This is a genomic window from Methylotenera sp. L2L1 (assembly GCF_000744605.1).
Lineage (GTDB): Bacteria > Pseudomonadota > Gammaproteobacteria > Burkholderiales > Methylophilaceae > Methylotenera.
Map to the genome: position 1 here is coordinate 1,715,597 of NZ_JQMG01000001.1, position 24,212 is coordinate 1,739,808.

The window sequence follows — 24,212 nt, forward strand, 5'->3', positions numbered from 1 at the left end:
GTTTAGCATGAGTATGCAACAAATCTATCTTGCAATCCCTTTGCTTCCATTATTGGCCGCTATTATTATCGGTCTGTTTGGTAAGCATCTGCCTAGAGCTGCCGCGCATGTAGTGACCATTGCTGGTGTGGCGATTTCTTTTGCCTTGTCAGTGTATGTGCTAAAAGATGCCATGGTGAGTCAGCCTTATAATGAGACCGTGTACTCTTGGTTGAAAAGTGGCAACTTCTCATTTGAAATCGGGTTTTTAATCGACCGACTCAGTGCCATGATGATGGTGGTGGTGACTTTTGTTTCATTGATGGTTCATATTTACACCATCGGCTATATGCATGAAGATAAAGGCTACGCACGTTTCTTTAGCTATATCTCATTGTTCACCTTCTCTATGTTGATGCTGGTGATGAGCAATAACTTCATGCAGTTGTTTTTTGGCTGGGAGGCTGTGGGCTTAGTTTCTTATTTATTGATTGGCTTTTGGTATACACGTCCAACCGCCATTTATGCCAACTTAAAAGCATTTTTAGTAAACCGTGTTGGTGACTTCGGTTTTCTCTTAGGCATTGGCTTAGTTCTGTATCATTTTGGTAGCCTAGATTACGCAGCTGTGTTTTCAGTTGCACCAGGAATGGCAGACACCAAAATTAATTTAATTGGCAACGCATCTTGGTCACTGATGACTGTGACCTGTATTTTGCTATTTATTGGTGCAATGGGTAAATCTGCACAGGTGCCATTGCATGTATGGTTGCCAGATTCAATGGAAGGCCCAACGCCTATTTCTGCGTTAATCCATGCAGCAACCATGGTGACGGCGGGCATATTTATGGTGGCACGTATGTCACCATTGTTTGAACTGTCATCAACAGCATTATCGTTTGTGATTATTATTGGTAGTATCACTGCGCTGTTTATGGGCTTTTTGGGCATTATCCAGAATGACATTAAGCGTGTAGTGGCTTATTCGACATTGTCGCAATTAGGTTATATGACAGTGGCATTAGGCGCATCAGCTTACTCGGTTGCCATTTTCCACTTAATGACACATGCCTTCTTTAAGGCATTACTCTTTTTAGGAGCAGGTTCGGTCATTATGGGCATGCATCATGATCAAGATATTCGTAACATGGGTAACCTTAAGAAGTATATGCCGATTACTTGGATTACTTCATTGATTGGTTCACTCGCTTTGATTGGTACACCTTTACTTTCAGGTTTCTACTCTAAAGACAGCATTATTGAAGCAGCTAAATTCTCTACGGTAGCAGGTAGTGGTTTTGCTTACTTTGCAGTGCTAACTGGTGTGTTTGTGACAGCATTCTATAGTTTCCGTATGTACTTCTTGGTGTTCCACGGCAAAGAGAAATGGCGTGAAGTGAAGCATGACGGGCATCATAATGCAGACCATCACGACGATGAGGATCATCATCATGGTTTGAGCCCAACAGATGACCCGCACGAACCAGGATGGGTTGTGAAATTACCATTGATTCTATTAGCGATTCCATCATTGGCGATTGGCTACTTTGCAATCGAACCAATGCTGTTTGGTGATTTCTTCAAAGGCGTTATTTTTGTAGATGCGCATGCGCATCCTGCGATGCAAGAGCTTGCGCATCATTGGCATACAATATTCCATTCTTCATTAGGCATGGCGCTACATGGTTTAATGACATTGCCATTTGCGTTAGCAGCATCAGGCGTTGCCTTAGCGTGGTTCTTCTACATGAAGCGTCCAGACATCCCTGCTACGATTCAAAAACGATTTAGCTTAATCAATAAGATATTAGAAAATAAATATGGTTTTGATAGCTTTAATGACCGATTTTTTGCCGCTGGCTCGCGCTTCTTAGGTAATAAACTATGGCAAATCGGCGACGTTAAAATTATTGACGGTGCTATGGTGAATGGCACGGCTAACCTAATTGGTAAGTTGTCTGGTGTTATACGCAAACTACAAACAGGTTTGATTTATCACTATGCATTTGCGATGATTATTGGCGTGTTTTTAATGCTATCTCTTGGTCTTATAAAGATTTAATTCTTTTCTAAAGTATAAAAAATGCTTGATTACTTTTTGCAACATATTCTAAGTTTTTCCATCTGGCTGCCAATATTGGCGGGCGGTTTGGTATTGTTCACTGCGGATGACAGTAAACCTAACTTAACGCGTTGGTTCGCCTTGTTTGGCAGTGTGCTTAGCTTTTTAGTGACGATTCCACTTTATACGCACTTTAACTTTGCTGATGGTGGGTTTCAGTTCCAAGAGCGTTTCCTTTGGATTATGTCTTTTAATATTCATTATCATTTAGGTGCTGATGGTATTGCGATTCCGCTAATCTTGCTGACTAGTTTCACTACTGTGATTGTTGTGATTTCAGCATGGGAAGTGATTGAAAAGCGTGTTGCACAATATATGGCCTCATTCTTGATTATGAGCGGCCTGATGATTGGTGTATTTAGTACATTAGATGCAATTCTGTACTATGTATTTTGGGAAGCAATGTTAATCCCAATGTTCCTAGTGATTGGTATTTGGGGTGGCCCTAACCGTGTCTATGCGACGGTGAAGTTCTTTCTATATACGCTACTTGGCTCACTGCTGATGTTGGTGGCTTTTATCTACATGTTCCATCAGACTGGTAGTTTCGCGATTACAGATTATTACCAATTGCCAATGCCTTTAAATGTGCAAGTGCTTATTTTCTTGGCGTTTTTTGCCGCATTTGCAGTAAAAATTCCAATGTGGCCTGTACACACTTGGCTGCCGGATGCCCACGTTGAGGCGCCAACAGGCGGTTCGGTGGTGTTGGCGGCGATTGCACTAAAATTAGGTGGCTATAGCTTTTTACGCTTTGCGATGCCTATCGCCCCAGATGCAGCGCATTACTTATCAGGTTTCATGATTACCTTGTCACTGATTGCGATTGTATATATTGCGTTAGTGGCATTGGTGCAAAAAGACATGAAAAAGCTGATTGCTTATTCCTCAATTTCGCACATGGGCTTTGTGACATTAGGATTCTTTATCTTTAATAATTTGGGCCTAGAGGGCGCAGTTGTACAAATGATTTCACATGGATTCATTTCATCAGCGATGTTCTTAAGCGTGGGTGTACTGTACGACCGTGTACATAGCCGTCAAATCGATGCTTATGGTGGTGTGGCGAATACGATGCCAGTGTTTGCTGCCTTTGCCGTGTTGTTTGCAATGGCTAACAGTGGTTTACCCGGCACTTCTGGTTTTGTAGGGGAGTTCATGGTGATTTTAGGCGCTATTCAGGTTAACTTCTGGTATGCATTCTTAGCATCATTCACGTTGATATTTGGTGCTGCTTACACCTTATGGATGGTGAAGCGCGTATTCTACGGCGAGGTAGCCAACGCAAATGTTGCCGCGCTTAAAGACTTAAATAAGCGTGAGTTTTTAATATTGTCTGTATTGGCAATCTTAGTACTGGCACTAGGTATTTATCCGCAGCCGCTTACTGATATGACCAATGCAACTGTTACTCAACTTCTTTCACATCTAGCAAATAGCAAGCTGCCAGTAGGCTTATAAGTCATGGAAAATATACGTTACGACCTCATTACCGCCTTACCTGAAATCATCCTTTTAGGGATGGCAATGCTTGTATTAATTGCTGATCTGTTTTTAAAACAGTCTAATCGGATTGCAATATACGGTTTGTCACAACTAGGTTTGCTTTTGGCCGCCTATTTTACGGTGACAACACACGTGCCAAGTGTAGGCTATGCTTTTACCGGCACATTTGTTGATGACACGATGGCCGATGTTTTAAAGCTGATGATTTATGTAGGGACGTCATTAATCTTTGTCTACACTAGGCAATACATCCAACTGCGTAATATGTTCCGCGGTGAGTTCTATGCACTAGTGCTGTTCTCAGTCGTCGGCATGATGATTATGGTGTCAGGTCAGAGCATGCTGACACTGTATGTAGGTTTGGAGTTGTTATCCCTCAGCCTATATGCTTTAGTTGCATTAGATCGCGACAACCATCGCGCGACTGAAGCTGCCATGAAATATTTTGTGTTGGGTGCTTTAGCGTCAGGTATGTTGCTATACGGCATGAGCATGATCTACGGTATGACCGGTAGCTTAAATATCTCTGACATTAATCATGCATTGATGAGCGGCGCCAGAATGCATGCAGTCTTGGTGTTAGGCTTGGTATTTATTGTGGCTGGGTTAGCATTTAAATTAGGCGCTGTGCCATTCCAAATGTGGGTGCCTGATGTATATGAAGGCTCACCAACTGCAATGACCATGTTGATTAGCTCTGTGCCTAAACTAGCAGCTTTTGCTTTTGTTATTCGTCTTTTGGCACAGGCCTTACCAACATTGGCAATTGATTGGCAACAAATGTTGTTAATTATGTCTGTGTTGTCGATAGTGCTTGGTAACGTGACTGCAATTGCACAAACTAATCTGAAACGTATGTTGGCATATTCAACTATCTCTCATGTTGGATTCGTATTGCTAGGTTTAATGAGTGCAAGTGGTAACGGTTATGTGTCTGCATTGTTTTATATCGCTAGCTATGTGGTGATGACACTTGCAGGTTTCGGCATTATTCTGTTGTTATCACGTAAGGGCTTTGAAGCTGAAAATTTAAGTGATTTAAAAGGTTTGAATCAACGTAGCCCTTGGATCGCCTTTTTAATGCTAATCGTGATGTTTAGCATGGCAGGTATTCCACCAACGCTAGGTTTCTACGCTAAATTCACGGTATTGCAAGCGGCATTGCAAGCAGGCTTTTTATGGGTGGTTGTGTTTGCCGTGTTGATGGCAGTGATTGGCGCATTCTACTATCTACGTGTCATCAAGTTGATGTACTTTGATGAGCCGGAAGATAATAGCCCGATTGTTGCACCATTTGATATGCGTGTTCTGTTGAGCATGAATGCTTTGGCTTTGTTGGCTATTGGTTTAATGCCACAAGGCCTGATGAGTGTATGTTTTTATGCTATTAGCCGGAGCCTAAGCTAATGACGAATTGGGTACTGCTCGGCATTATGTTCTTAGCTGCAAATCTGCCTTGGTTTTCAGATAAATTGTTTTATATGTTTCCGTTAAAAGCTGCCAATAACACCAAGAATTTAGCTTGGTGCTTACTTGAGTTAGTCACCCTTTATTTTCTAGTGGGTGCTTTAGCCGTGTATGCAGAGCGTGCAACTTTTGGGCAGGTTGCACCACAGGGCTGGGAGTTTTATGCGGTCACTAGTTTCTTATTCTTAGTGTTTGCTTTTCCAGGCTTTGTTTATAAAGTGCTCTGGAAGAAAACAATTTAATATTCAAATCAATTGGTCGGTTAGATACTAGTTCTATCCTGCCAATATTGATGGTTAGTCCTTACTTGAAGTTCTCGACTTGAAGGTTTAGTCTTCTGCTATTATCTTCTATCATATGTGACTTACTTAGCCCTCTGTCAGTTGAGATGTCATCCCCACTTTTTAGCATCGGTAAGAACAAGGATTTCTGATGGATTTAACTGAGCATCTTATTAGCACCGAGGATTTAGCTAAGGGCGATTTTCTTTGTGTGAAACGAGATCAAGTTCGCTTGCCTAATGGAAATGTGAGCCAGCGCGAATACGTCACACATCCGGGTGCAGTGGTGATTGTTCCATTGTTGAGTAATGGTAATATAGTATTAGAGCGTCAGTTCCGATATCCTTTACACAAAGTGTTTATCGAACTGCCAGCCGGCAAGATTGATGCTAATGAAAGCACATTGCATACTGGTCAAAGAGAGTTACTCGAAGAAACTGGCTATCAAGCTAAGAATTGGGTGAAGTTAGGTGAGCAACATCCCTGTATTGGCTATTCGAATGAAGTGATTCATATTTACTTGGCAAGAGATTTGACTGATGGGCTTTGTCATAGAGATGATGATGAGGCTTTAGAGGTGTTTGATCTTGCGCTGTCCGATGCTATTAAGCTGATTCAGCAAGGCGATATTACAGATAGCAAGACTATCGTGGCATTATTTCTCACAGAAAAATATATACAGCAGCATGGATAGCATACCCAAATTGAAAGTGTTAATTGTAGGTTATGGTGATCTTGGTAGCGCTATAGCTGACCAATTAACCCATTTAAATATGCATGTTTATGGTGTTGCCAGAAGCTACAGGGCGACTGATAGCGCTGAGATGATTCAGGCCGATGTCACTGAGCTTGCCTCACTTCATAGGCTGCGTGATATTCAGCCCGATATGATTGTGTATTGTATTGCCGCTAGCGGGCAAACGGATGCTCAATATAAGCAAGCATATGTAGATGGCTTGCGTAATGTATTAATGACGCAGACTGATAATCGCCAATTAAAACATGTGTTTTTTGTGTCAAGCACACGCGTCTATGGGCAAGTGACGGATGACATCCTAGGTGAATCTGTTACACCGTTACCAGTTGATTTTGGCGGTGAACGCTTATTAGAAGCGGAGTCATTATTGGGGGAGTTGCCATGTAACACTACCGTGCTGAGATTGTCAGGTATTTACGGACCAGGTCGCTTGCGCATGATTAATCTCGCCAAAGCACCAGAGCGTTGGCCGAAAAATAATAGCTGGAGTAATCGAATCCATCGTGATGATGCTGCTGCATTCATGACATTTCTCATCCAAAAAGTATTGCTTGGTAAAGAAAAGATTAAGCCTTGTTATATTGTGACGGACGCTACGCCTGTCAGTCAGTATGAGGTGCTTACTTGGATTGCATTACAACTAGCATTGGAAGTGCCAGAGTCGATGCCAGTAAGTGGCGGTAAACGCTTAAGTAATCAAGCGATGCTGGCAACGGGATTTGTGCCGAAGTATCCAGATTATCGAGTGGGTTATCAAGCCATATTGCGGGAACTTGCCATTGAGTAGACATCAATCACTGTATTTAGTCTTTTTTATTTTTGCGATGTCGTTTACAAGTAAAGTCATGGCTAAAGAAGATTTTTCTATATGGCTAGAGAATCTTAGGTACGAAGCAAAATCGCAGGGTATCTCGGATGACACCACCGTTAATTTTGTAAATCGTACGGTGTTTTTGCCGAACATCATTAAGCAAGACAGAGCGCAACCCGAGTTTATTAGCCCGTTTTTAGAGTATTTTGCAAAACGGGTTGATGATAAGAAAATCCAAAACGGGCGCGTCCTACTTGCTAGGCATCATCATTTATTAGCACAGATAGAGGCGCAATACGGTGTGCCTAAGCAAATTCTGATTGCGTTCTGGGGAATGGAAACTCAGTATGGCAATGTTCAAGGAAACATCGATATATTGTCTGCATTAGCGACATTGGCATACGAAGGGCGCCGCTCTGACTTTTTCCGAGCACAGTTGCTGGATGCGATGCTGATGGTGGATCTAGGCTATGTTGATGTTGAGCGCTTTAAGGGGTCTTGGGCTGGTGCATTTGGCAATATGCAGTTTATGCCTACGACATTTATGCTTTATGCCGTAGATGGTGATGCGGACGAAACTATTGACGTTGTTAACTCACTGCCAGATGCATTTGCTTCTGCAGCCTATTATCTCTCCAATATAGGCTGGAATAAGAATGAGCCTGTGATGGTAGAGGTTAAATTGCCAAGTGACTTTGATTGGCAAAGTGCACAACTGGATATCAGGAAAACACCAGAAGAATGGGCTATGTTAGGGGTGAAGGCTTATGTGAATGAACCTGAAAATGCTGAAGTGACTAGCTCCGTTGATGGTCGACCGGAAGTGGTAAACCAGAATATTACGCAACTAGGTGCATCGGTAGAACAAGCGCGCATGAGTTCTGATACCAATTTATCTAGTGCGCTCCCAAATATTGCAGGAAAATCTGCTATTTTGCTACCGCAAGGCTGGCAGGGACCAGCCTTTATGGTATTTGATAATTTTGACATTATTATGCAATGGAATCGATCAGTTAACTATGCACTTTCTGTAGCCCAAATGGCTAAACAGTTAAATCAAGAGCCTAGTATCTTGGGTGGTGATTTCGCAGAAGGTGGTGCGCTTAGTTTTCAGCAAATGCTGGATTTACAGAATAGACTAAATAATCAAGGTTTTGATGCTGGTGTGGCTGATGGTTTGCCTGGGTTACAGACACAGGCAGCCGTGCGCTCTTATCAATTGCGGCAACAGTTGCCTGCTGATGGTTACGCAAGCCCTAGTCTGTATCAAAGATTACTATTACAGTAAAAGTGCTTGCGCGCTAATTCTTATTTAAGATGTTTTGTATTAGAGGCGTTATTTATGTTTGCGCCAGATGCTACAATCGGCTAAAATCGTGCCCTGTTTAGATTTGCTGAAAATCAAAAGGAAGTAATGCGATTTTTATGGCATTCAGCAATATCAATATAGGCGGTTAGCTCAGTTGGTTAGAGCGCTTGGTCGACATCCAAGAGGTCAGCAGTTCGAATCTGCTACTGCCTACCAAATTTAAAACCACTTCAGATTTGAAGTGGTTTTTTTATGCTTGGTGTACTTAGTTATGTAATGGTGTGTCGTAAATTTTTATTGGTTGCGTGATTGAGCAATCGATAAATTGCAGTCTTTTATCTTGCTGTGCGATAATTCCAATCTTTGTACCTTACGTCATTTAAAAGCCGCTTGCGGCTTTTATGTTTTAGAGAGAAATTGTATGCCAGTCATTCGCCTGCCCGATGGGTCGCAACGTAGTTTTGATCAGCCAGTAACCGTGGCTGAGGTCGCCATGAATATCGGTGCTGGCCTAGCCAAAGCCGCATTGGCAGGCAAAGTGAACGATAAGCTGGTGGATACTAGCTATTTGATCGAGGTGGACAGTGACCTCGCTATTATCACTGACAAAAATCCAGAAGGCTTGGACGTGATTCGTCACTCAGCAGCGCATTTATTGGCGTATGCAGTGAAAGAGTTGTTCCCAGATGCGCAAGTGACCATCGGCCCTGTGATTGACAATGGTTTCTATTATGACTTCTCATACAAGCGCCCGTTTACCCCAGAAGACTTAATCACCATTGAGAAAAAAATGGCAGAGCTCGCTAAAAAAGACGAGCCAGTCACTAGGAAAGTATTGCCGCGCGATGAAGCTGTGGCTTACTTCAAAAGTATCGGTGAGCAATACAAAGCTGAAATTATCGAATCTATCCCAGCTGGTGAAGACGTTTCTCTGTACACAGAGGGTAACTTTACTGACTTATGCCGTGGCCCACACGTACCAAGTACCGGTAAGATCAAATCATTCAAGCTAATGAAGTTAGCTGGCGCATATTGGCGCGGTGACAGCAACAATGAGATGTTGCAGCGTGTGTATGGTACTGCTTGGCGTAATAAAGAAGAGCTAGAGGCTCATTTATTCCAGCTTGAAGAAGCAGAGAAGCGTGACCATCGTAAGTTAGGCAAGCAATTGGATTACTTCCATATGCAAGACGATGCGCCAGGTATGGTGTTCTGGCATCCACGTGGCTGGAGTATCTGGCAAGAGGTTGAGCAATATATGCGCCAGATGTTTAAAAACTTCGGATATCAAGAAGTGCGTACCCCAACCGTGATGGATAAAACCCTGTGGGAAAAGTCTGGCCACTGGCAAAACTATCGTGACAACATGTTCGTGACTTCATCTGAGAACCGTGAATATGCGGTGAAGCCAATGAACTGTCCTGGACATGTACAGATCTTTAATAACCAACTGCATAGCTATCGCGATTTGCCTTTGCGTTTGGCTGAGTTTGGCTCTTGTCACCGTAACGAGCCGTCAGGCTCATTGCATGGCTTGATGCGTGTGCGTGGCTTTACGCAAGACGATGCGCATATCTTCTGTACCGAAAATCAAATTGAGGCAGAAGTGGCTGACTTTATCCAAATGCTTTACAAAGCTTACGGTGATTTCGGCTTTAATGATGTGCTGGTTAAGTTATCAACGCGCCCAGAAAAACGTGTAGGTGCTGATGAAACTTGGGATAAAGCCGAAGCGGCATTGGCGAATGCGTTAAATAAAAACAATTTGGCTTTTGATTTGCAGCCGGGTGAGGGGGCTTTTTACGGCCCTAAAATTGAATTTACATTGAAAGATAGCTTAGGTCGTCTCTGGCAGTGCGGCACTATTCAGCTTGACTTCAACTTGCCAGAGCGTTTGGGTGCGGAGTATGTGGCGGAAGATAACTCACGCCAGCGCCCTGTCATGTTGCACCGTGCGATTGTCGGTTCTATGGAGCGATTTATCGGCATCTTGATTGAAAATTATGCAGGTGCAATGCCGTTGTGGTTAGCGCCGGTGCAGGTGATGGTACTGAATATTTCTGAAAGCCAGGCTGATTATGTACGCCAAGTAGTTGAAACTTTAAGGCAAAATGGCATTCGATGCGAATTTGACTTGAGAAATGAGAAGATTACCTATAAAATACGCGAACATAGCATGCAGAAAATGCCTTATCTGCTCGTTGCAGGTGAGCGCGAAATGCAAGCAGGACATTTGGCCGTGCGTACCAGAAAAGGTGAAGACCTAGGATCTATGCCGATTGACGCGTTAATTGAGCGCCTAAAAGCAGAGATTGAAGCTAAGGTTTGAACATAAAGGTGCACGGCTTAACTATTTGAGTGTCATCACACGTGATTTAATTTGGAGAATTTGATATAGCACAGGAAAAAGAAACCCGAATCAATGGCGACATTACAGCGTCACAGGTTCGTTTGGTGGGTGTTGAGGGTGAACCCTTAGGTATTGTGAGTTTAGCGGAAGCTTTTGCAAAAGCGGAAGAAGCTGACATTGATCTTGTAGAGATAGCGCCGAACGCGGCGCCGCCTGTTTGCAGATTGATGGACTACGGTAAGTTTAAATATGCCGAGAGTAAAAGACAGCACGAAGTTAAGCTTAAGCAAAAACAAGTGGTTGTGAAAGAAATCAAGTTCCGTCCAGGTACTGATGATGGCGATTACAACATTAAAGTGCGCAATATCATTCGATTCATTCAAGAAGGCGATAAAGCAAAAATTACTTTGCGCTTTAGAGGCCGTGAAATCACACACCAAGAGTTTGGTATGGCTTTATTGAAACGTGTTGAAGCAGATTTGAAAGAATACGCAATCGTTGAACAATACCCGAAAATGGAAGGTCGCCAAATGGTGATGGTATTGGGCCCGATTAAGAAAGTTAAGTAATTGCTAGTTTGATACTAAAGTAATTACGCTAAAGAAGTAGTAAGTAGTAACCCTGAGTGATACGGCTAAACGGCATGCCTAAGCACTCTTAACCACTCTAAGGAGAACAAAATGCCAAAGATGAAAACCAAGAGCGGCGCCAAAAAGCGCTTTAAATTCTTGGGTAATGGTAAAGTGAAGCGTACGCACTCTCACTTGCGCCATATCCTAACGAAAAAGACCACCAAGCAAAAGCGTAAATTACGCGGCACGGCGATCATTTCTTCAACTGATGTCAAGCGCGTTCGCGCTATGATGCCAACACAATAGGAGTAGAACATGCCTAGAGTAAAACGTGGTGTCATCGCTCGCGCTAGACACAAAAAAGTATTAAAAGCAGCTAAAGGCTACCGTGGTCGTCGTAAAAACGTTTACCGCGTAGCTAAACAGGCGGTAATGAAAGCGGGTCAATACGCTTATCGCGACCGCCGTCAAAAGAAACGCCAATTCCGTACATTGTGGATCGCGCGTATTAACGCTGGTTCACGTGAGTTCGGTTTGACATACAGCCGTTTCATGAATGGCTTGAAAAAAGCTGCGATTGAAGTGGATCGTAAAGTGTTGGCTGACTTGGCTGTGTTCGATAAAGCTGCATTTGCAAAATTCGTAGAATTAGCAAAAGCAGGTTTAGCGGCTTAAGCGATAGGTTAGTACTTTTCAAACTTAATTTAAGTTTGATTAAAAAAAGAGGCTTCGGCCTCTTTTTTTTGTTGTAAAATCCTACCTTGCATTTTTTACATGCAAATCAACGTATTACAAAAATCTATTGTGATGTATTGTTAGCATCACTTTGACTTCAAACGCTAATAGCATTAACCATAATTTAAAGATCGAAATAACATGGCAGACTTAACGCATTTAATTGCAGAAGCAGAAGCAGACTTTATTAATAGCGCTTCAATGAATGATTTGGAAATTGCTAAAGCAAAGTACTTAGGTAAATCAGGATCACTCACAGATGCATTAAAAGGTTTAGGCAAGTTAAGCGCGGAAGAGCGGCCGGCTGCTGGTGCAGCGATCAATGTGGTGAAGCAAGCGATTGAAGCGGCATTAACTGCACGTAGAGAGTCTATTTTAAATGCCGAGCAGGCAAAGCAGTTGGCGCAAGAGTCTATTGATGTGACGCTGCCAGCAAGAGCACAATCGCAAGGTGGCTTGCATCCTGTGACCTTGACGTTAAAACGCGTTGAAGAGTTGTTTCACTCTATCGGTTTTGAGGTCGCGACAGGCCCTGAAATTGAAACCGATTTTTATAACTTTACGGCATTAAACATTCCGGAAGACCATCCTGCGCGTGCTATGCATGATACGTTCTATATTGATGAAGCTAATGTGTTGAGAACACACACTTCACCAGTGCAAGCACGCTATATGGAAAATGCATTAAAGAATAATCAAACGCCACCATTTAAAATTATTGCACCTGGTCGTGTGTACCGTGTGGATTCTGATGCAACCCATTCCCCTATGTTTCACCAAGTGGAAGGGTTGTGGGTAGATGAGGACATCAGCTTTGCTAATTTAAAAGGCGTAGTTCAGGATTTCTTACAGAAGTTCTTTGAGCGTGATGATCTTACCGTACGTTTTAGACCTTCATTCTTCCCGTTTACCGAGCCTTCAGCTGAAATGGACATGAGTTGGAATGGCGGTTGGCTAGAGATTGGCGGTTGCGGCATGGTGCACCCTGAGGTGTTCAAGCATGTGAATATTGATAGTGAAAAATATCGCGGCTTTGCTTTTGGTCTAGGCATTGAGCGTTTGACCATGCTACGTTATGGTGTAAACGACTTACGTCATTTCTTTAACAATGATTTAAGATTTTTGGCTCAGTTTAAATGATGAGTCAGGTAAAGCTTATGAAGAGCTCAGTAGCTAACTTAGCGTTTTTACTGACATGTTTTCTTAGCTTTTCCGTTTTTGCGAACGATAGTTTGAACGAAAATGTGAGTGCAATAACTCTTGAAAGACAAAAGGTAGCACAAGCGATTGCTCTTGAGCGCGAAGAGTATGTACAGACTGAAAATTATCATCCAGACACACCAGAAGAGGAATATGCGCTTATCAAAGTCTCAGAGTTAAGGCGTAACGGTCAGATTGAGGAGTTAGTGAGTTATGCTGATGAGTTGTTAAAGCTCAATCCATACAATCTAGATGCCTTGAATAATAAGGCTAGCGCGTATGAGCTATTAAACAAACAAGCTGAAATGAACGAAGCTGTTAGTCGATGGGTGGGAATTTTTGACAGTATTTTGATGAGTGGGGATGGTACAAGTTTTGAGACTGCTTATAAAATAATTGCATTTAGTGAAGAAGCTCGAATGTTAGAGTTTTTTGAGATGGCATTAGAGTCTCGCAAACTGGTTGCTCATAATGACAAAACATATCATTTTTTAGTTGTAATTAACCCTAAAACCAAGAAAAGATATGAAGTATATTTTGAGATAACTAGACTGTTTCAAGCATACAAAAATGATGAAATTAGAAGAACACTCAATGTTCCATTAGCACAGCATTAAAATAACTAGGATTTATGCCACAGAAAAAGCCTATACGTGCGATTACGTGGTGCAAGTCATAAGTGGTAGGTAGGGTTCAGATCGCCCACCATTGATAAATAGATTAGAGAGAACAATGCAATTTTCAGAAAATTGGTTACGTAGTTTAGTCGATACAGAGTTAGACAGTCAGGCATTGAGTCATGCACTCACAATGGCGGGTCTTGAGGTTGAGGAAATGCAGCCGGTTGCTGCAGCATTTAGCAAAGTAGTAGTGGCTAAAATCATTTCTGCCGAGAAGCATCCAGATGCAGACCGTTTGCAGGTTTGTCAGGTGGATGTAGGGCTCTCTGCACCATTGCAGATCGTATGTGGTGCAGCTAACGCACGCGCTGGCTTAATTGCACCATGTGCGTTGGTTGGTGCTGAGTTGCCTGGGATTTCTATCAAACAAGCAAAAGTACGTGGGATAGAATCATTCGGTATGATGTGTTCATCTAAAGAGCTTGGTATTACCGCTGAAGCAACAGGTTTACTTGAGCTGGATAATGATGCGGTAGTTGGGCAAGATATTCGTGAGTATCTGGATTTAAATGACCATCTTTTTACATTGAAACTGACCCCTAACCGCAGTGATTGTTTAAGTTTGACGGGTATCGCACGAGATGTTGCAGCTATTACAGGCGCGACTACCCATTTTACTGCTGTTTCACCTGTTGTAGCCGAGCATGCAGACGCAAAGCAAGTGGTGGTGAGTGAGCCTGTTGCTTGCCCTCGGTATTGTGGTCGATTGATTACTGGTATTAATGCTAAAGCTGAGACGCCTACTTGGATGGTAAGGCGCTTAGAACGTAGTGGTTTACGTAGTATTAGTGTTGTGGTTGATATTACAAATTACGTGTTGCTAGCATTGGGCCAGCCTATGCATGCGTTTGATGCAGCTAAGTTACATGGCGATATCAATGTGCGTTTTGCTAAAACTGGTGAATCTATTGCCTTACTCAATGACCAAACCATAGAGTTAAAAGCAGATGATTTGGTGATTGCCGATGACAGTGGTGCACTTGCACTAGCTGGTGTAATGGGTGGAAAACCTAGTGCAGTCGGCGATACAACGACCGATATTTTCTTAGAAAGTGCGTTCTTCATGCCAGCCGTGATTGCAGGTAAAGCACGCAGATTAGGTTTCAGTACAGATTCATCCTATCGTTTTGAGCGTGGTGTTGATTTTGGTAATACACGCAATGCAATTGAGTACGCAACGTCACTTATTAAAACCTTGTGTGGCGGTCAAGTTGGCCCTATCACTGAAGTGATGGCCTCATTGCCTGCGCGTGACGCAGTGAAGTTGAGAATGTCGCGCTTAATCTCTGTGTTAGGCATTAGCCTTAAACAGCAGAATGTTGCGCAATTATTGACACAGCTCGGTTTTGCATTTGAATGTGCTGACGACGTATTCACAGTGACGCCTCCTAGCTATCGCTTTGATATTACAATCGAAGAGGATTTGATTGAAGAGATTGCCCGTTTGCATGGTTATGATCATATTCCTGCCACACCACCAGTGGCAGCTTTGAATATGCTTGCAGCACCGGAGCAACAGTTACATTTAAATCAGCTACGTGATGGATTAGTGTCGGCGGGCTATCAAGAGGTAGTGACTTATAGCTTTGTGGATGAAAGCTGGGAGCGAGATTTACTGGGCAATCATTCCCCGATTAAACTTAAAAACCCAATTGCAAGTAACTTGAGTGTGATGCGTACGAGTTTATGGGGTGGCTTGCTGGACACGCTTACTTATAATCTGAATCGCAAACAAGAGCGTGCTTATTTATTTGAAATTGGTGCTGTATATCAGCAGCAGGCTAGTGCTTATCATGAAACTACGCGTGTTTCAGGCCTGGCTTATGGTAGTGCCAAGCCGCAGCAATGGGCTGCAAACAATGCAGATGTCGATTTCTTTGATGTAAAAGCGCATGTGGATAGCCTGCTTGGTGCCGATGGTTTGCTGAAACAAGTTGTTTATGAGAAATCTGAGCACTCTGCTTTACATCCAGGTCAGACAGCAAGAATATTGTTAAATGGGAAAGCGGTTGGTTGGTTGGGTAAACTGCATCCTAAATGGCAGCAGCATTATGATTTAGCTAAGAGTGCTTACTTGTTTGAGCTTGATGCAGATGCCTTAGTGAGCCGCACATTACCGGTTTACCAAGAGGTTTCAAAATTGATGCCAGTGCGTCGTGATTTAGCGATTGTGTTAGATGAAAGTATTGCGGTACAAGTGGTGTTGAATGCAATTAATGAAGAAAAAATTCCGCTGATTGCGGATGCTGCATTGTTCGATTTGTATCAAGGTAAAGGTGTGCCAGAAAGTAAAAAAAGCCTTGCATTATCAGTACTTATGCACGATACTCAAAAGACATTAACAGATAGTGATGCTGATGCAGCAATCGCAAATCTGCTACAATTGTTGAAAATAAAATTTGATGCAGAATTAAGAAACTAACTTCTCCATGCAGTTTATGGGGGATTTATTTTTTTATCGTGCATCAATCAATAATATTAAATAGCGATACAAAGCATTAAAAAAACGGGAGTGTTTATGACTTTAACAAAAGCTGAGCTTGCTGATTTACTGTATGAGCAAGTTGGGTTGAATAAGCGTGAAGCCAAAGATATGGTGGAAGCATTTTTTGAAGAAGTGCGTACAGCGTTAGAAGCTGGTGATAGTGTTAAATTGTCAGGCTTTGGTAATTTTGAGTTGCGTCAAAAATCAGAACGACCAGGTCGCAACCCTAAGACAGGCGAAGAAATACCAATTACTGCACGCCGAGTAGTTACTTTTCACGCTAGCCAGAAATTAAAAAGCAAAGTTGACGCAAACTTTGCCGTGTAAATGCCGCGCTAATATTTAATTAGAGGGCGTTGTCATTAAAGCCAGTGTTAATTTGGTTGATAGTATTGTGTAGTAGTTTTATTAATGTAATAGCAATATGAGTGAGAAAGCCGAAAGTATGAGTGAGCAGATCGCCAAGGTGCAATTGCCACCAATTCCAGCAAAGCGCTACTTTACAATTGGTGAGGTTAGCGAGCTTTGTGGTGTAAAGCCGCACGTATTAAGATATTGGGAGCAGGAGTTTACTCAGCTTAAGCCAGTCAAACGTCGCGGTAACCGTCGTTATTATCAGCATCATGAAGTGTTGCTTATCCGTCGTATTCGCGAGTTGTTATATGAGCAGGGATTTACCATCAGTGGTGCCCGCAATCGACTCGATGATATTGAGTTTAGTGGTAAGCCTAGTCAGCATGATAAGCCGGCTACTGTAAAGGCGGCCAATAGTAGCGATTCGTCAATCAATGCAGAGTCAGGTGTTGTTACTTCAACAGAGAGTAAAGCGTTCGATTACGAAAAAGTGAAAGTAGAGTTGCGTGAGATATTAAATTTATTACGTACTGACTTTTCTGTCGTGAGCACTGCACATTAATTATTTATTACGCTCAGTTTTATAGCGGCATTGCTTTTGCGATATAATGCAGACCTTGTTACAAGCAAGAAGTAACAACGGTTCGGGGCGTAGCGCAGCCTGGTAGCGTACTTGCATGGGGTGCAAGGGGTCGTGTGTTCGAATCACACCGTCCCGACCAAAATTAACTTCTTTAACCAAGTCAGCCATGCGCTGGCTTTTTTGTATCCGGGTTTAAGGTTTAAATAGGCGTGAATATTACGGTGATTTCTTGCAATTAAATAACTGTAGTATGTTGTATATTGTGCGCTATCGTATAGTTTGATTATTGATGATAAGTAATCGGGCTTAAGTATCAAGGCTTTATAGGGAATTCATGGAACACGCCACATTTGACCATAATGAAGAGCAGTATATTGTGCATAACCCGAAAGAGGTGATGCAGATTCTGAACGATTTGATCAAGCATAAAGCAATGCTCAAGGTGTCATTTAACCGTGGCGCAGATGAATATCTTACGAATATTATTAGCATTGACCCAAAAGTGGGCGCGGTGTATTTAGATATTGGTGTTGATGAAGAGTTTAATCGTAGACTACTTGCAAGTGATCATGTCGTTTTCTTAAAAGAAGATGGCGTGAAAATTAAATGGACCAGCACAAAAGTGACTGAGGCCAGTTTAAAAGATGGCAAGGCCATCAAAATTGTACTGCCTAAAGACTTAATCCGTCTTCAGCGCCGAGATTTTTTCCGGTTTGCTACCCCTGTTGTGAGCCCTGTAATGTGTAGAATTCTAGTACCTGATGTATTGGACCCAGAAGTAGAGAGTGTTCTTGAGTTGACGTTAGTTGATGTCAGTTTAGGCGGAATAGGCGCATTTGTATCTGCGCCATTAAACCCAGCAGTCGTGATTGGTCAAGAATTTAGTGGTTGTAAGATTGGTTTTCCAGATGTTGGTGAAACAAATCTTACGTTAATGGTTAAAAACATTACTGAGATTCACACAAAAGACGCGGTGACTAAATATCGCATTGGTTTTGTGTATGTTGAGCCATCAAGGGGTAATGAGGGTTTGATCAATCGTTACGTTTATATTTTAGAACGTCAGGCAATCGCATTAGCGCATAGGGGTTAGCACGCGCGCTAGTGGGCGTGTGCCTGTTACCCTATTTATATCCCTAGCGACTCTGCCCATGCTAATGCGGCGATGTGGCACTCGTTTACTTTGTTTGCATCATATTGTAAAAGCTCTGCAAGTTCCAGAATCCGCTTATTATCAGCACCTTCGCAAGCTTCTGTTAGTTGCAAAAATGGACCATACACACCTTCGCGGTTAAGTAGTGCCTCGGATACATTTTCCGGTAACTGAATTTTTTCTAGCACCTGATCCATCGGCATTTTTAGTATGGCATCTAATAAAGAAAAAACGCCAACGATGAATAGATTGTCCCGATCATGTTTATCAAAATAACCTTCACCTAGTAGTTCAGTCAGGCGTCCGCGCGTGATGGATGTTTTCATCAACGCGGGAGGAGTGGCGTTCTCTCCGGCAGTGACCATCAGCAACGTGAGCCAGCGGTAAAGTTGTTTTCTGCCCAAGATGGTGAGTGCATGTTGAATGGATTGAATTTCACATGAAAGTCCAAAGCCTACGGAATTAATATAGCGTAGTAACTTAAATGAGAGTGCGGCGTCACGTTTAAAGCCATTTTCAATGTCTTTGTTGTCTGAATCTTGCGTCACTAGATTAAGTAAATTCAATACGCTATCAAATGACGGGTTGATGACTTTAGCCGTGAAGGTTTCTGGGCGCGCGAAGTAGAACCCTTGGAAGCGTCTAAACCCAATTTCTTTATAGGCATCAAACTGTTCTAATGTTTCAATTTTTTCTGCGACCATTTGTATGTTGGGCGCTGAGTATTTTTGAAATAACTTACTAGCCTCTTGCTGCGTAACACTTTGAGAGTCTATTTTGATGAAGTTGGCGAATTCGACCAGTGGTTCGAGTTTTGTGCTGAGGTGTGGATTATCCAATGCGATTTTGAATCCAAGCTTATGTAGTGCTCTACAGCGTTCAATGACCGCTTCGCCTGCGATCACCGTGCGTAGTATTTCCAATACTGTACGTTGCGGTGGCATGAGCTCAATAAAGTCACTCATTAGCATTGCTTCATTGACGTTAATAAATGCTAGCTTGTCACCTAACAGCCACTGTACATCCATATCGCCCATGGTATTGACTAGCACACTTGAGCATGCCTTCAGTTCGTCTTCAAAGATCGCGGTGTCTGCATCAGCGCTATGTCTAAATAGCAGCTCATAGCCGATGATGTGTTGTTTCACATCCATAATTGGTTGACGCCCAATAAATACTTGATCTTCCATTTTCTAGCCTTAAAGTGTTCTTGATAGTCGGATGCTAAATTTCTGAAATAACACAAGCATGACTATGATGCTTCATGTTGAATATACAGTATAAAATTTTACCTGACTTAAAGTGTACTGCGTGTTGTATTTATTAAATTTTTGGTAAGGTATGTACAATTGTTGTTGAGATGACCAACATCCTTTATATTGTGGCATGTGACTTAAGGAAAGAGCCCACCCCCATGAGAGTAATTGTAACGCCAACCCAGCCATTTAATGATCAAAAACCAGGAACATCGGGCTTGCGCAAAAAAGTTAAGATATTTCAGCAAGCGCATTATCTTGAGAATTTTGTACAAAGTTTGTTTGATACCTTAATTGTTCCCATGGATGCTGTATTAGTGATAGGTGGAGACGGGCGCTATCATAATAGGCAGGCGATTCAAACGATCGTTAGTATGGCGGCTGCTAATGGATTTTCTCGCGTATTAATCGGGCAGGGCGGTATTTTATCGACGCCTGCTGCATCCCATATGATACGCAAATATAAAACCTTTGGCGGTATGGTGTTATCCGCAAGCCACAATCAGGGTGGGATCAATGGTGATTTTGGTATCAAATACAATATTAGCAATGGCGGACCTGCGCCTGAAAAGATTACAGATGAAGTCTTTGCAAAAAGTAAGGTGATTGCAGAATATAAAATTTCAGACTTACCTCAGGTTGATATTGATACGATAGGTGAAACCCAGTTTGATGGGGTTGCTGCTGGGCAGTCCTTTACGGTGCAGGTGATTGATGCCGTACAGGATTATGCTGATTTAATGCAGAGCCTGTTTGATTTTAAGGCAATTAAACAGTTACTTGCTAGCGGATTTGAGATGAAGTTTGATGCGATGCATGCAGTGACAGGGCCTTATGCCAAAGAGATTTTTGTGAATCGACTTGGTGCACCGATTGAAAGTTTGATGAATTGCGAACCTTCTGAGGATTTTGGTGGTGGGCATCCTGATCCTAATTTGACTTACGCAGAAGATTTGGTCCGCATCATGTTCGCTGGCGAGGATGCGCTTGATTTTGGTGCCGCATCGGATGGCGATGGTGACCGCAATATGATTCTAGGTCAAAACTTTTTTGTCACACCATCGGATAGTTTGGCAGTCTTAGCCGCTAACGCAACTTTAGTACCAGCATACGCAGTTGGGATTGCTGGTGTTGCCCGCTCTATGCCTACCAGCGGAGCTGTCGATCGTGTGGCTGCTAAGTTTAATGTCCCGTGTTTTGAAACGCCGACTGGTTGGAAGTTTTTCGGTAACTTGATGGATGCAGGTAAAGTGACGCTATGTGGTGAAGAGAGTTTTGGGACCAGCTCTAACCATGTGCGTGAGAAAGATGGTCTCTGGGCTGTGTTGTTCTGGCTTAATATTATTGCGGTAAAGAAAATAGGCGTAGAGGCTATTTTAAAAGCGCATTGGCTTGAATATGGACGTAACGTTTATTCGCGCCATGATTATGAGTCCATACCAACTGAAGCTGCGAATAGTGTGATTGCCCACATTAAAGCTCAGTTTGCTACTTTGCCAAATCAGAAGTTTGGGAGTTACACCGTCAAGTTGTGTGATGATTTTAGTTACCACGATTCGATAGATGGTTCGGTGAGTAGCAATCAGGGGATTCGAATTTTATTTACCGATGGCTCTCGCATTGTATTTAGACTTTCTGGCACAGGAACCGAGGGTGCTACTTTGCGTATTTATCTTGAAGCGTATGAGCCTGATAGCGCCAAGCACTATTTAGATGCGCAGGTAGCTTTAGCCGAGATGATACAAATTGCTTTGCAGATATCGCAGTTGGTTGAAAAAACAGGGCGTGTTACGCCTACAGTCATTACGTAGTTTCTGTTTGATTGCTGATGATTAAGTTTTTTTAATTTAGGTCCTTATCTAGCGAGTTTGGTTTCTCGCGGATAATGGCTTAATCAACTTGTGTGATGGTCATTTCACCTTTGTAAAGGCGGATGTCCATTCGCCCTAGAAATGACATGCCAAGCAATATGTCACCATCCAAGCCAGGCGCAATCATCGCAGCCACATTATTTGCATGCACGCCACCGATTTTCACTGATTCTAATCTCACCATGTAGCCTATGCTTTCACCGTTTGCGGTATTGGTTCTTACTGCGCTAATGCTCTTTAGGTTAAGTTTGTCTGCTATAGATTGTGATATCGCTACGCCAGTGGCGCCAGTATCAACCAGTACATTCACTTTTACGCCGTTAATGAGTGCTTCTGTGCGGTAATGACCATCTAATCCCCGTTTGAGTACGACTGAACTAGCGTTACCTAGTTTGTAAATCTTGTTAGGGTTCTGGATGCTATCTGCTAGATAGTAAATCACACCTGCCAATGCTAACCAAACCAAAATAGAAATGAATGTGTTTCTTGACATAAGTGTTATGCAAAGTTGAATGCAATGGCAATGATTGCAAAATAGGTGAGGTGATGTAGTAGCTGGTCAAAGCCTAGTAATATCCAAAACCACTCGCTGTTATTTGCCTTTAGGTCAAATTTCATGCTGATATTCATTTTGGCCCAATCAATATGGTAGTGGATTACCATATCAGCAAGCGCAAAAATCCATGCGGATGAACCAAGCCAGTAGATTAACGAGATGAAGGTGCCTGCGCCGTGTATAGCAGCATGTGCTATACCGCCGGCATGACCATAAGTGCCTTTGTTTTTGTACATCCAAGGGGATGCTTGTAATGGAAAGTCGCAGATGAAGTGCTTGATAAACAGGCACAAGAGCGCTACAAACATCGGGGTTTCAAGCATTGGTGCTAGCCTCCGGTGTTAGTCTGCTTCGTCAATCCATGCAAGCTGGATTGCCTCTAGAATTCTTTCTCCACATTTATCTGCGCTATCGCTAAACCCGTCGAGCTTGAGCACCCAATCCATTAGGTCTGTAAAACGAATTGTTTTCGGATCGATATCCGGATGTTTATCGTAAAGCGCTTCCGCGATAGCTTGGCTGTCAGTCCACTTCATGCATCTATCTCCTTATAATTGATTGATTATAGCCTTGTCAGCCATAAAAATCATAGGTGGTGTGTCTATAGACAAAAAAATCCCGTAGCACCTTGTAGGGTGTACGGGCAAGGGGAGCGATTTTGGAGATATGCGCTTGAATATATAAAAGCAAATACAGTGCCAATTAAAATATCATTAATATTCAATTGGTTGGTGATTTTACATTGGTGGTTGCTGCACCAATTTGAGCCAATGTGGTTGATATCAACCACAAATGTGTTGTAAGTGATTTTCTAGATTAAATTTTATAACTTGAATCTTCACTTTAACGATAAAGACTTGGCATGTTAAAATGCGAACAACTCCCTTTTATTCAAATATTTGGAAAACTAAAATACCATGTCGCAAGCACCATTTAACTACGCCAATACTTTAAATCAAGCTGACCCTGCATTGTGGGGCATGATTGAGCAAGAAGTTGTGCGCCAACATGAACACATCGAGCTTATTGCTTCTGAAAACTACACTAGCCCAGCGGTAATGCAGGCGCAAGGTTCTCAGTTGACCAATAAGTATGCAGAAGGCTACCCAGGCAAACGTTTTTATGGTGGCTGTGAATATGTTGACCAAGTGGAACAACTTGCGATTGATCGTTTAAAAGCGCTATACGGTGCAGAGTATGCCAACGTGCAGCCGCATTCAGGTTCACAAGCCAACCAAGCGGTGTATTTCTCTATTTTGAAACCAGGTGACACCGTCATGGGCATGAACTTAGGTCATGGTGGTCACTTGACGCATGGTTCACCAGCAAACCTTTCAGGTAAATTGTTTAACATCGTGCCATACGGCTTAAACGATAAAGAAGAAATCGACTACGACGAGATGGAGCGTATTGCCGTTGAGTGCAAACCAAAATTATTGATTGGCGGTGCTTCAGCTTATGCCTTGCGTTTTGACTGGGCACGTATGGCTGAGATTGCCAAAAAAGTTGGTGCGTACTTCATGGTAGATATGGCGCACTATTCAGGCTTGATCGCTGCTGGTGTATACCCAAACCCAGTGCCGCATGCTGACTTTGTAACGTCAACCACACATAAAACTTTGCGCGGCCCACGTGGCGGTATCATTATGGCTAAAGCTGAGTTTGAAAAATCATTGAACTCAAGCGTGTTCCCAAGCTTGCAAGGCGGCCCATTGATGCACGTGATTGCAGCCAAGGCGACAGCATTCTTGGAAGCAGCACAACCAGAATTCAAAACTTATCAAGCACAAGTGATTAAAAATGCACAAGCGATGGCTGAAACATTGACTGCACGTGGTTTACGCATTATTTCAGGCCGTACAGAGTCACATATGTTTATGGTGGATTTACGTCCAAAAGGCTTAACTGGTAAAGCTGCTGATGCCGCACTAGGTTTGGCACATATTACTGTGAACAAAAATGCGATTCCTAACGACCCAGAGAGCCCATTCGTAACTTCTGGTATTCGTATCGGTGCACCAGCCATTACTACACGTGGCTTCAAAGAAGAAGAAGCGCGCTTGGTAGCAAACCTGATTGCTGACGTTTTAGATAATCCAACTGATGAAGCTGTGATTGCTGCAACCAAAGTTAAAGTACATGCTTTAACTGCAAGATTCCCTGTGTACCAAGGTTAATTAAAGCT

At 42.6% G+C, this 24,212-nt stretch carries 23 protein-coding genes and 2 tRNA genes; 21 read left to right on the forward strand and 4 right to left on the reverse strand.

The window, feature by feature from the left end; all coding sequences use genetic code 11:
* The first annotated feature begins 7 nt into the window (after window positions 1-7).
* The 19 genes from nuoL to FG24_RS08285 all read left to right on the forward strand — a co-directional run bounded on the left by nuoL (window position 8) and on the right by FG24_RS08285 (window position 18,284).
* Window positions 8-2,041 carry an NADH-quinone oxidoreductase subunit L gene (nuoL, locus tag FG24_RS08195; protein WP_036302456.1) on the forward strand — a complete coding sequence of 678 codons (2,034 nt, stop codon included), beginning with the start codon at window positions 8-10 and terminating at the stop codon, window positions 2,039-2,041.
* 21 nt (window positions 2,042-2,062) lie between these two features.
* Window positions 2,063-3,562 carry an NADH-quinone oxidoreductase subunit M gene (locus FG24_RS08200; protein ID WP_036302458.1) on the forward strand — a complete coding sequence of 500 codons (1,500 nt, stop codon included), beginning with the start codon at window positions 2,063-2,065 and terminating at the stop codon, window positions 3,560-3,562.
* A 3-nt stretch (window positions 3,563-3,565) separates the two neighbouring features.
* Entirely contained in the window at window positions 3,566-5,014 is a 1,449-nt protein-coding gene (gene nuoN / locus FG24_RS08205) for an NADH-quinone oxidoreductase subunit NuoN (protein ID WP_036302460.1), read from the forward strand.
* Window positions 5,014-5,316, forward strand: coding sequence for a DUF2818 family protein (locus FG24_RS08210; RefSeq protein ID WP_036302462.1), 303 nt, complete (start codon window positions 5,014-5,016; stop codon window positions 5,314-5,316). Before nuoN ends, FG24_RS08210 begins: the two co-directional genes overlap by 1 nt.
* A gap of 190 nt (window positions 5,317-5,506) precedes the next feature.
* Complete coding sequence (locus FG24_RS08215) at window positions 5,507-6,049, forward strand: NUDIX domain-containing protein (RefSeq protein WP_036302463.1); 543 nt, start codon at window positions 5,507-5,509, stop codon at window positions 6,047-6,049.
* Window positions 6,042-6,899, forward strand: a complete 858-nt coding sequence (locus FG24_RS08220) for an NAD-dependent epimerase/dehydratase family protein (RefSeq protein ID WP_036302465.1) — start codon at window positions 6,042-6,044, stop codon at window positions 6,897-6,899. Before FG24_RS08215 ends, FG24_RS08220 begins: the two co-directional genes overlap by 8 nt.
* Before the next feature lie 58 nt (window positions 6,900-6,957).
* Window positions 6,958-8,211, forward strand: coding sequence for a lytic murein transglycosylase (locus tag FG24_RS08225; RefSeq protein WP_235189741.1), 1,254 nt, complete (start codon window positions 6,958-6,960; stop codon window positions 8,209-8,211).
* A 160-nt stretch (window positions 8,212-8,371) separates the two neighbouring features.
* Window positions 8,372-8,448 (forward strand) — tRNA-Val (locus FG24_RS08230).
* A 205-nt stretch (window positions 8,449-8,653) separates the two neighbouring features.
* Complete coding sequence (gene thrS, locus FG24_RS08235) at window positions 8,654-10,561, forward strand: threonine--tRNA ligase (RefSeq protein WP_036302469.1); 1,908 nt, start codon at window positions 8,654-8,656, stop codon at window positions 10,559-10,561.
* Between the two features lie 65 nt (window positions 10,562-10,626).
* A complete protein-coding gene (gene infC, locus FG24_RS08240; RefSeq protein WP_081621919.1) occupies window positions 10,627-11,151 on the forward strand; it encodes a translation initiation factor IF-3 in 525 nt (174 codons plus the stop codon).
* A 111-nt stretch (window positions 11,152-11,262) separates the two neighbouring features.
* A complete protein-coding gene (gene rpmI, locus FG24_RS08245; protein WP_019897898.1) occupies window positions 11,263-11,460 on the forward strand; it encodes a 50S ribosomal protein L35 in 198 nt (65 codons plus the stop codon).
* Between the two features lie 9 nt (window positions 11,461-11,469).
* Window positions 11,470-11,829, forward strand: coding sequence for a 50S ribosomal protein L20 (gene rplT, locus FG24_RS08250; protein ID WP_015832524.1), 360 nt, complete (start codon window positions 11,470-11,472; stop codon window positions 11,827-11,829).
* A 201-nt stretch (window positions 11,830-12,030) separates the two neighbouring features.
* Entirely contained in the window at window positions 12,031-13,029 is a 999-nt protein-coding gene (gene pheS, locus FG24_RS08255) for a phenylalanine--tRNA ligase subunit alpha (protein WP_036302471.1), read from the forward strand.
* Window positions 13,030-13,046: 17 nt separating this feature from the next.
* Window positions 13,047-13,706, forward strand: coding sequence for a DUF4919 domain-containing protein (locus FG24_RS08260; RefSeq protein ID WP_036302473.1), 660 nt, complete (start codon window positions 13,047-13,049; stop codon window positions 13,704-13,706).
* 115 nt (window positions 13,707-13,821) lie between these two features.
* Window positions 13,822-16,191, forward strand: coding sequence for a phenylalanine--tRNA ligase subunit beta (gene pheT, locus FG24_RS08265; RefSeq protein WP_036302475.1), 2,370 nt, complete (start codon window positions 13,822-13,824; stop codon window positions 16,189-16,191).
* A gap of 96 nt (window positions 16,192-16,287) precedes the next feature.
* Window positions 16,288-16,581 carry an integration host factor subunit alpha gene (locus FG24_RS08270; protein ID WP_019897903.1) on the forward strand — a complete coding sequence of 98 codons (294 nt, stop codon included), beginning with the start codon at window positions 16,288-16,290 and terminating at the stop codon, window positions 16,579-16,581.
* Between the two features lie 118 nt (window positions 16,582-16,699).
* Window positions 16,700-17,170 (forward strand): MerR family transcriptional regulator, encoded by a 471-nt coding sequence (locus FG24_RS08275; RefSeq protein WP_036302477.1) that lies wholly within the window; start codon window positions 16,700-16,702, stop codon window positions 17,168-17,170.
* Between the two features lie 83 nt (window positions 17,171-17,253).
* Window positions 17,254-17,330 (forward strand) — tRNA-Pro (locus FG24_RS08280).
* Window positions 17,331-17,525: 195 nt separating this feature from the next.
* Window positions 17,526-18,284: a flagellar brake protein gene (locus FG24_RS08285; RefSeq protein ID WP_036302479.1), complete on the forward strand. Its 759-nt coding sequence runs from the start codon at window positions 17,526-17,528 to the stop codon at window positions 18,282-18,284.
* Window positions 18,285-18,319: 35 nt separating this feature from the next.
* Here FG24_RS08285 and FG24_RS08290 read toward each other — a convergent pair whose 3' ends face one another.
* Complete coding sequence (locus tag FG24_RS08290; protein ID WP_036302481.1) at window positions 18,320-19,534, reverse strand: EAL and HDOD domain-containing protein; 1,215 nt, start codon at window positions 19,532-19,534, stop codon at window positions 18,320-18,322.
* A 224-nt stretch (window positions 19,535-19,758) separates the two neighbouring features.
* On the opposite strand from FG24_RS08290, the gene FG24_RS08295 reads away from it, so the two are divergent.
* Window positions 19,759-21,411, forward strand: a complete 1,653-nt coding sequence (locus FG24_RS08295) for an alpha-D-glucose phosphate-specific phosphoglucomutase (RefSeq protein WP_036302483.1) — start codon at window positions 19,759-19,761, stop codon at window positions 21,409-21,411.
* A 79-nt stretch (window positions 21,412-21,490) separates the two neighbouring features.
* On the opposite strand, the gene FG24_RS08300 is transcribed toward FG24_RS08295, so the two are convergent.
* The 3 genes from FG24_RS08300 to iscX are packed head-to-tail and all read right to left on the reverse strand — an operon-like array spanning window position 21,491 to window position 22,563.
* Complete coding sequence (locus FG24_RS08300) at window positions 21,491-21,964, reverse strand: retropepsin-like aspartic protease family protein (protein WP_036302485.1); 474 nt, start codon at window positions 21,962-21,964, stop codon at window positions 21,491-21,493.
* Window positions 21,965-21,969: 5 nt separating this feature from the next.
* The gene (locus FG24_RS08305; RefSeq protein WP_235189742.1) at window positions 21,970-22,350 is read right to left on the reverse strand and encodes a DUF3307 domain-containing protein; all 381 of its coding nucleotides are present in this window, start codon (window positions 22,348-22,350) and stop codon (window positions 21,970-21,972) included.
* Window positions 22,351-22,368: 18 nt separating this feature from the next.
* Window positions 22,369-22,563, reverse strand: a complete 195-nt coding sequence (iscX, locus tag FG24_RS08310) for a Fe-S cluster assembly protein IscX (RefSeq protein WP_036302487.1) — start codon at window positions 22,561-22,563, stop codon at window positions 22,369-22,371.
* A 381-nt stretch (window positions 22,564-22,944) separates the two neighbouring features.
* Here iscX and glyA point away from each other — a divergent pair, with 381 nt between their 5' ends.
* Window positions 22,945-24,204, forward strand: coding sequence for a serine hydroxymethyltransferase (gene glyA, locus FG24_RS08315; RefSeq protein WP_036302489.1), 1,260 nt, complete (start codon window positions 22,945-22,947; stop codon window positions 24,202-24,204).
* Window positions 24,205-24,212 lie beyond the last annotated feature (8 nt).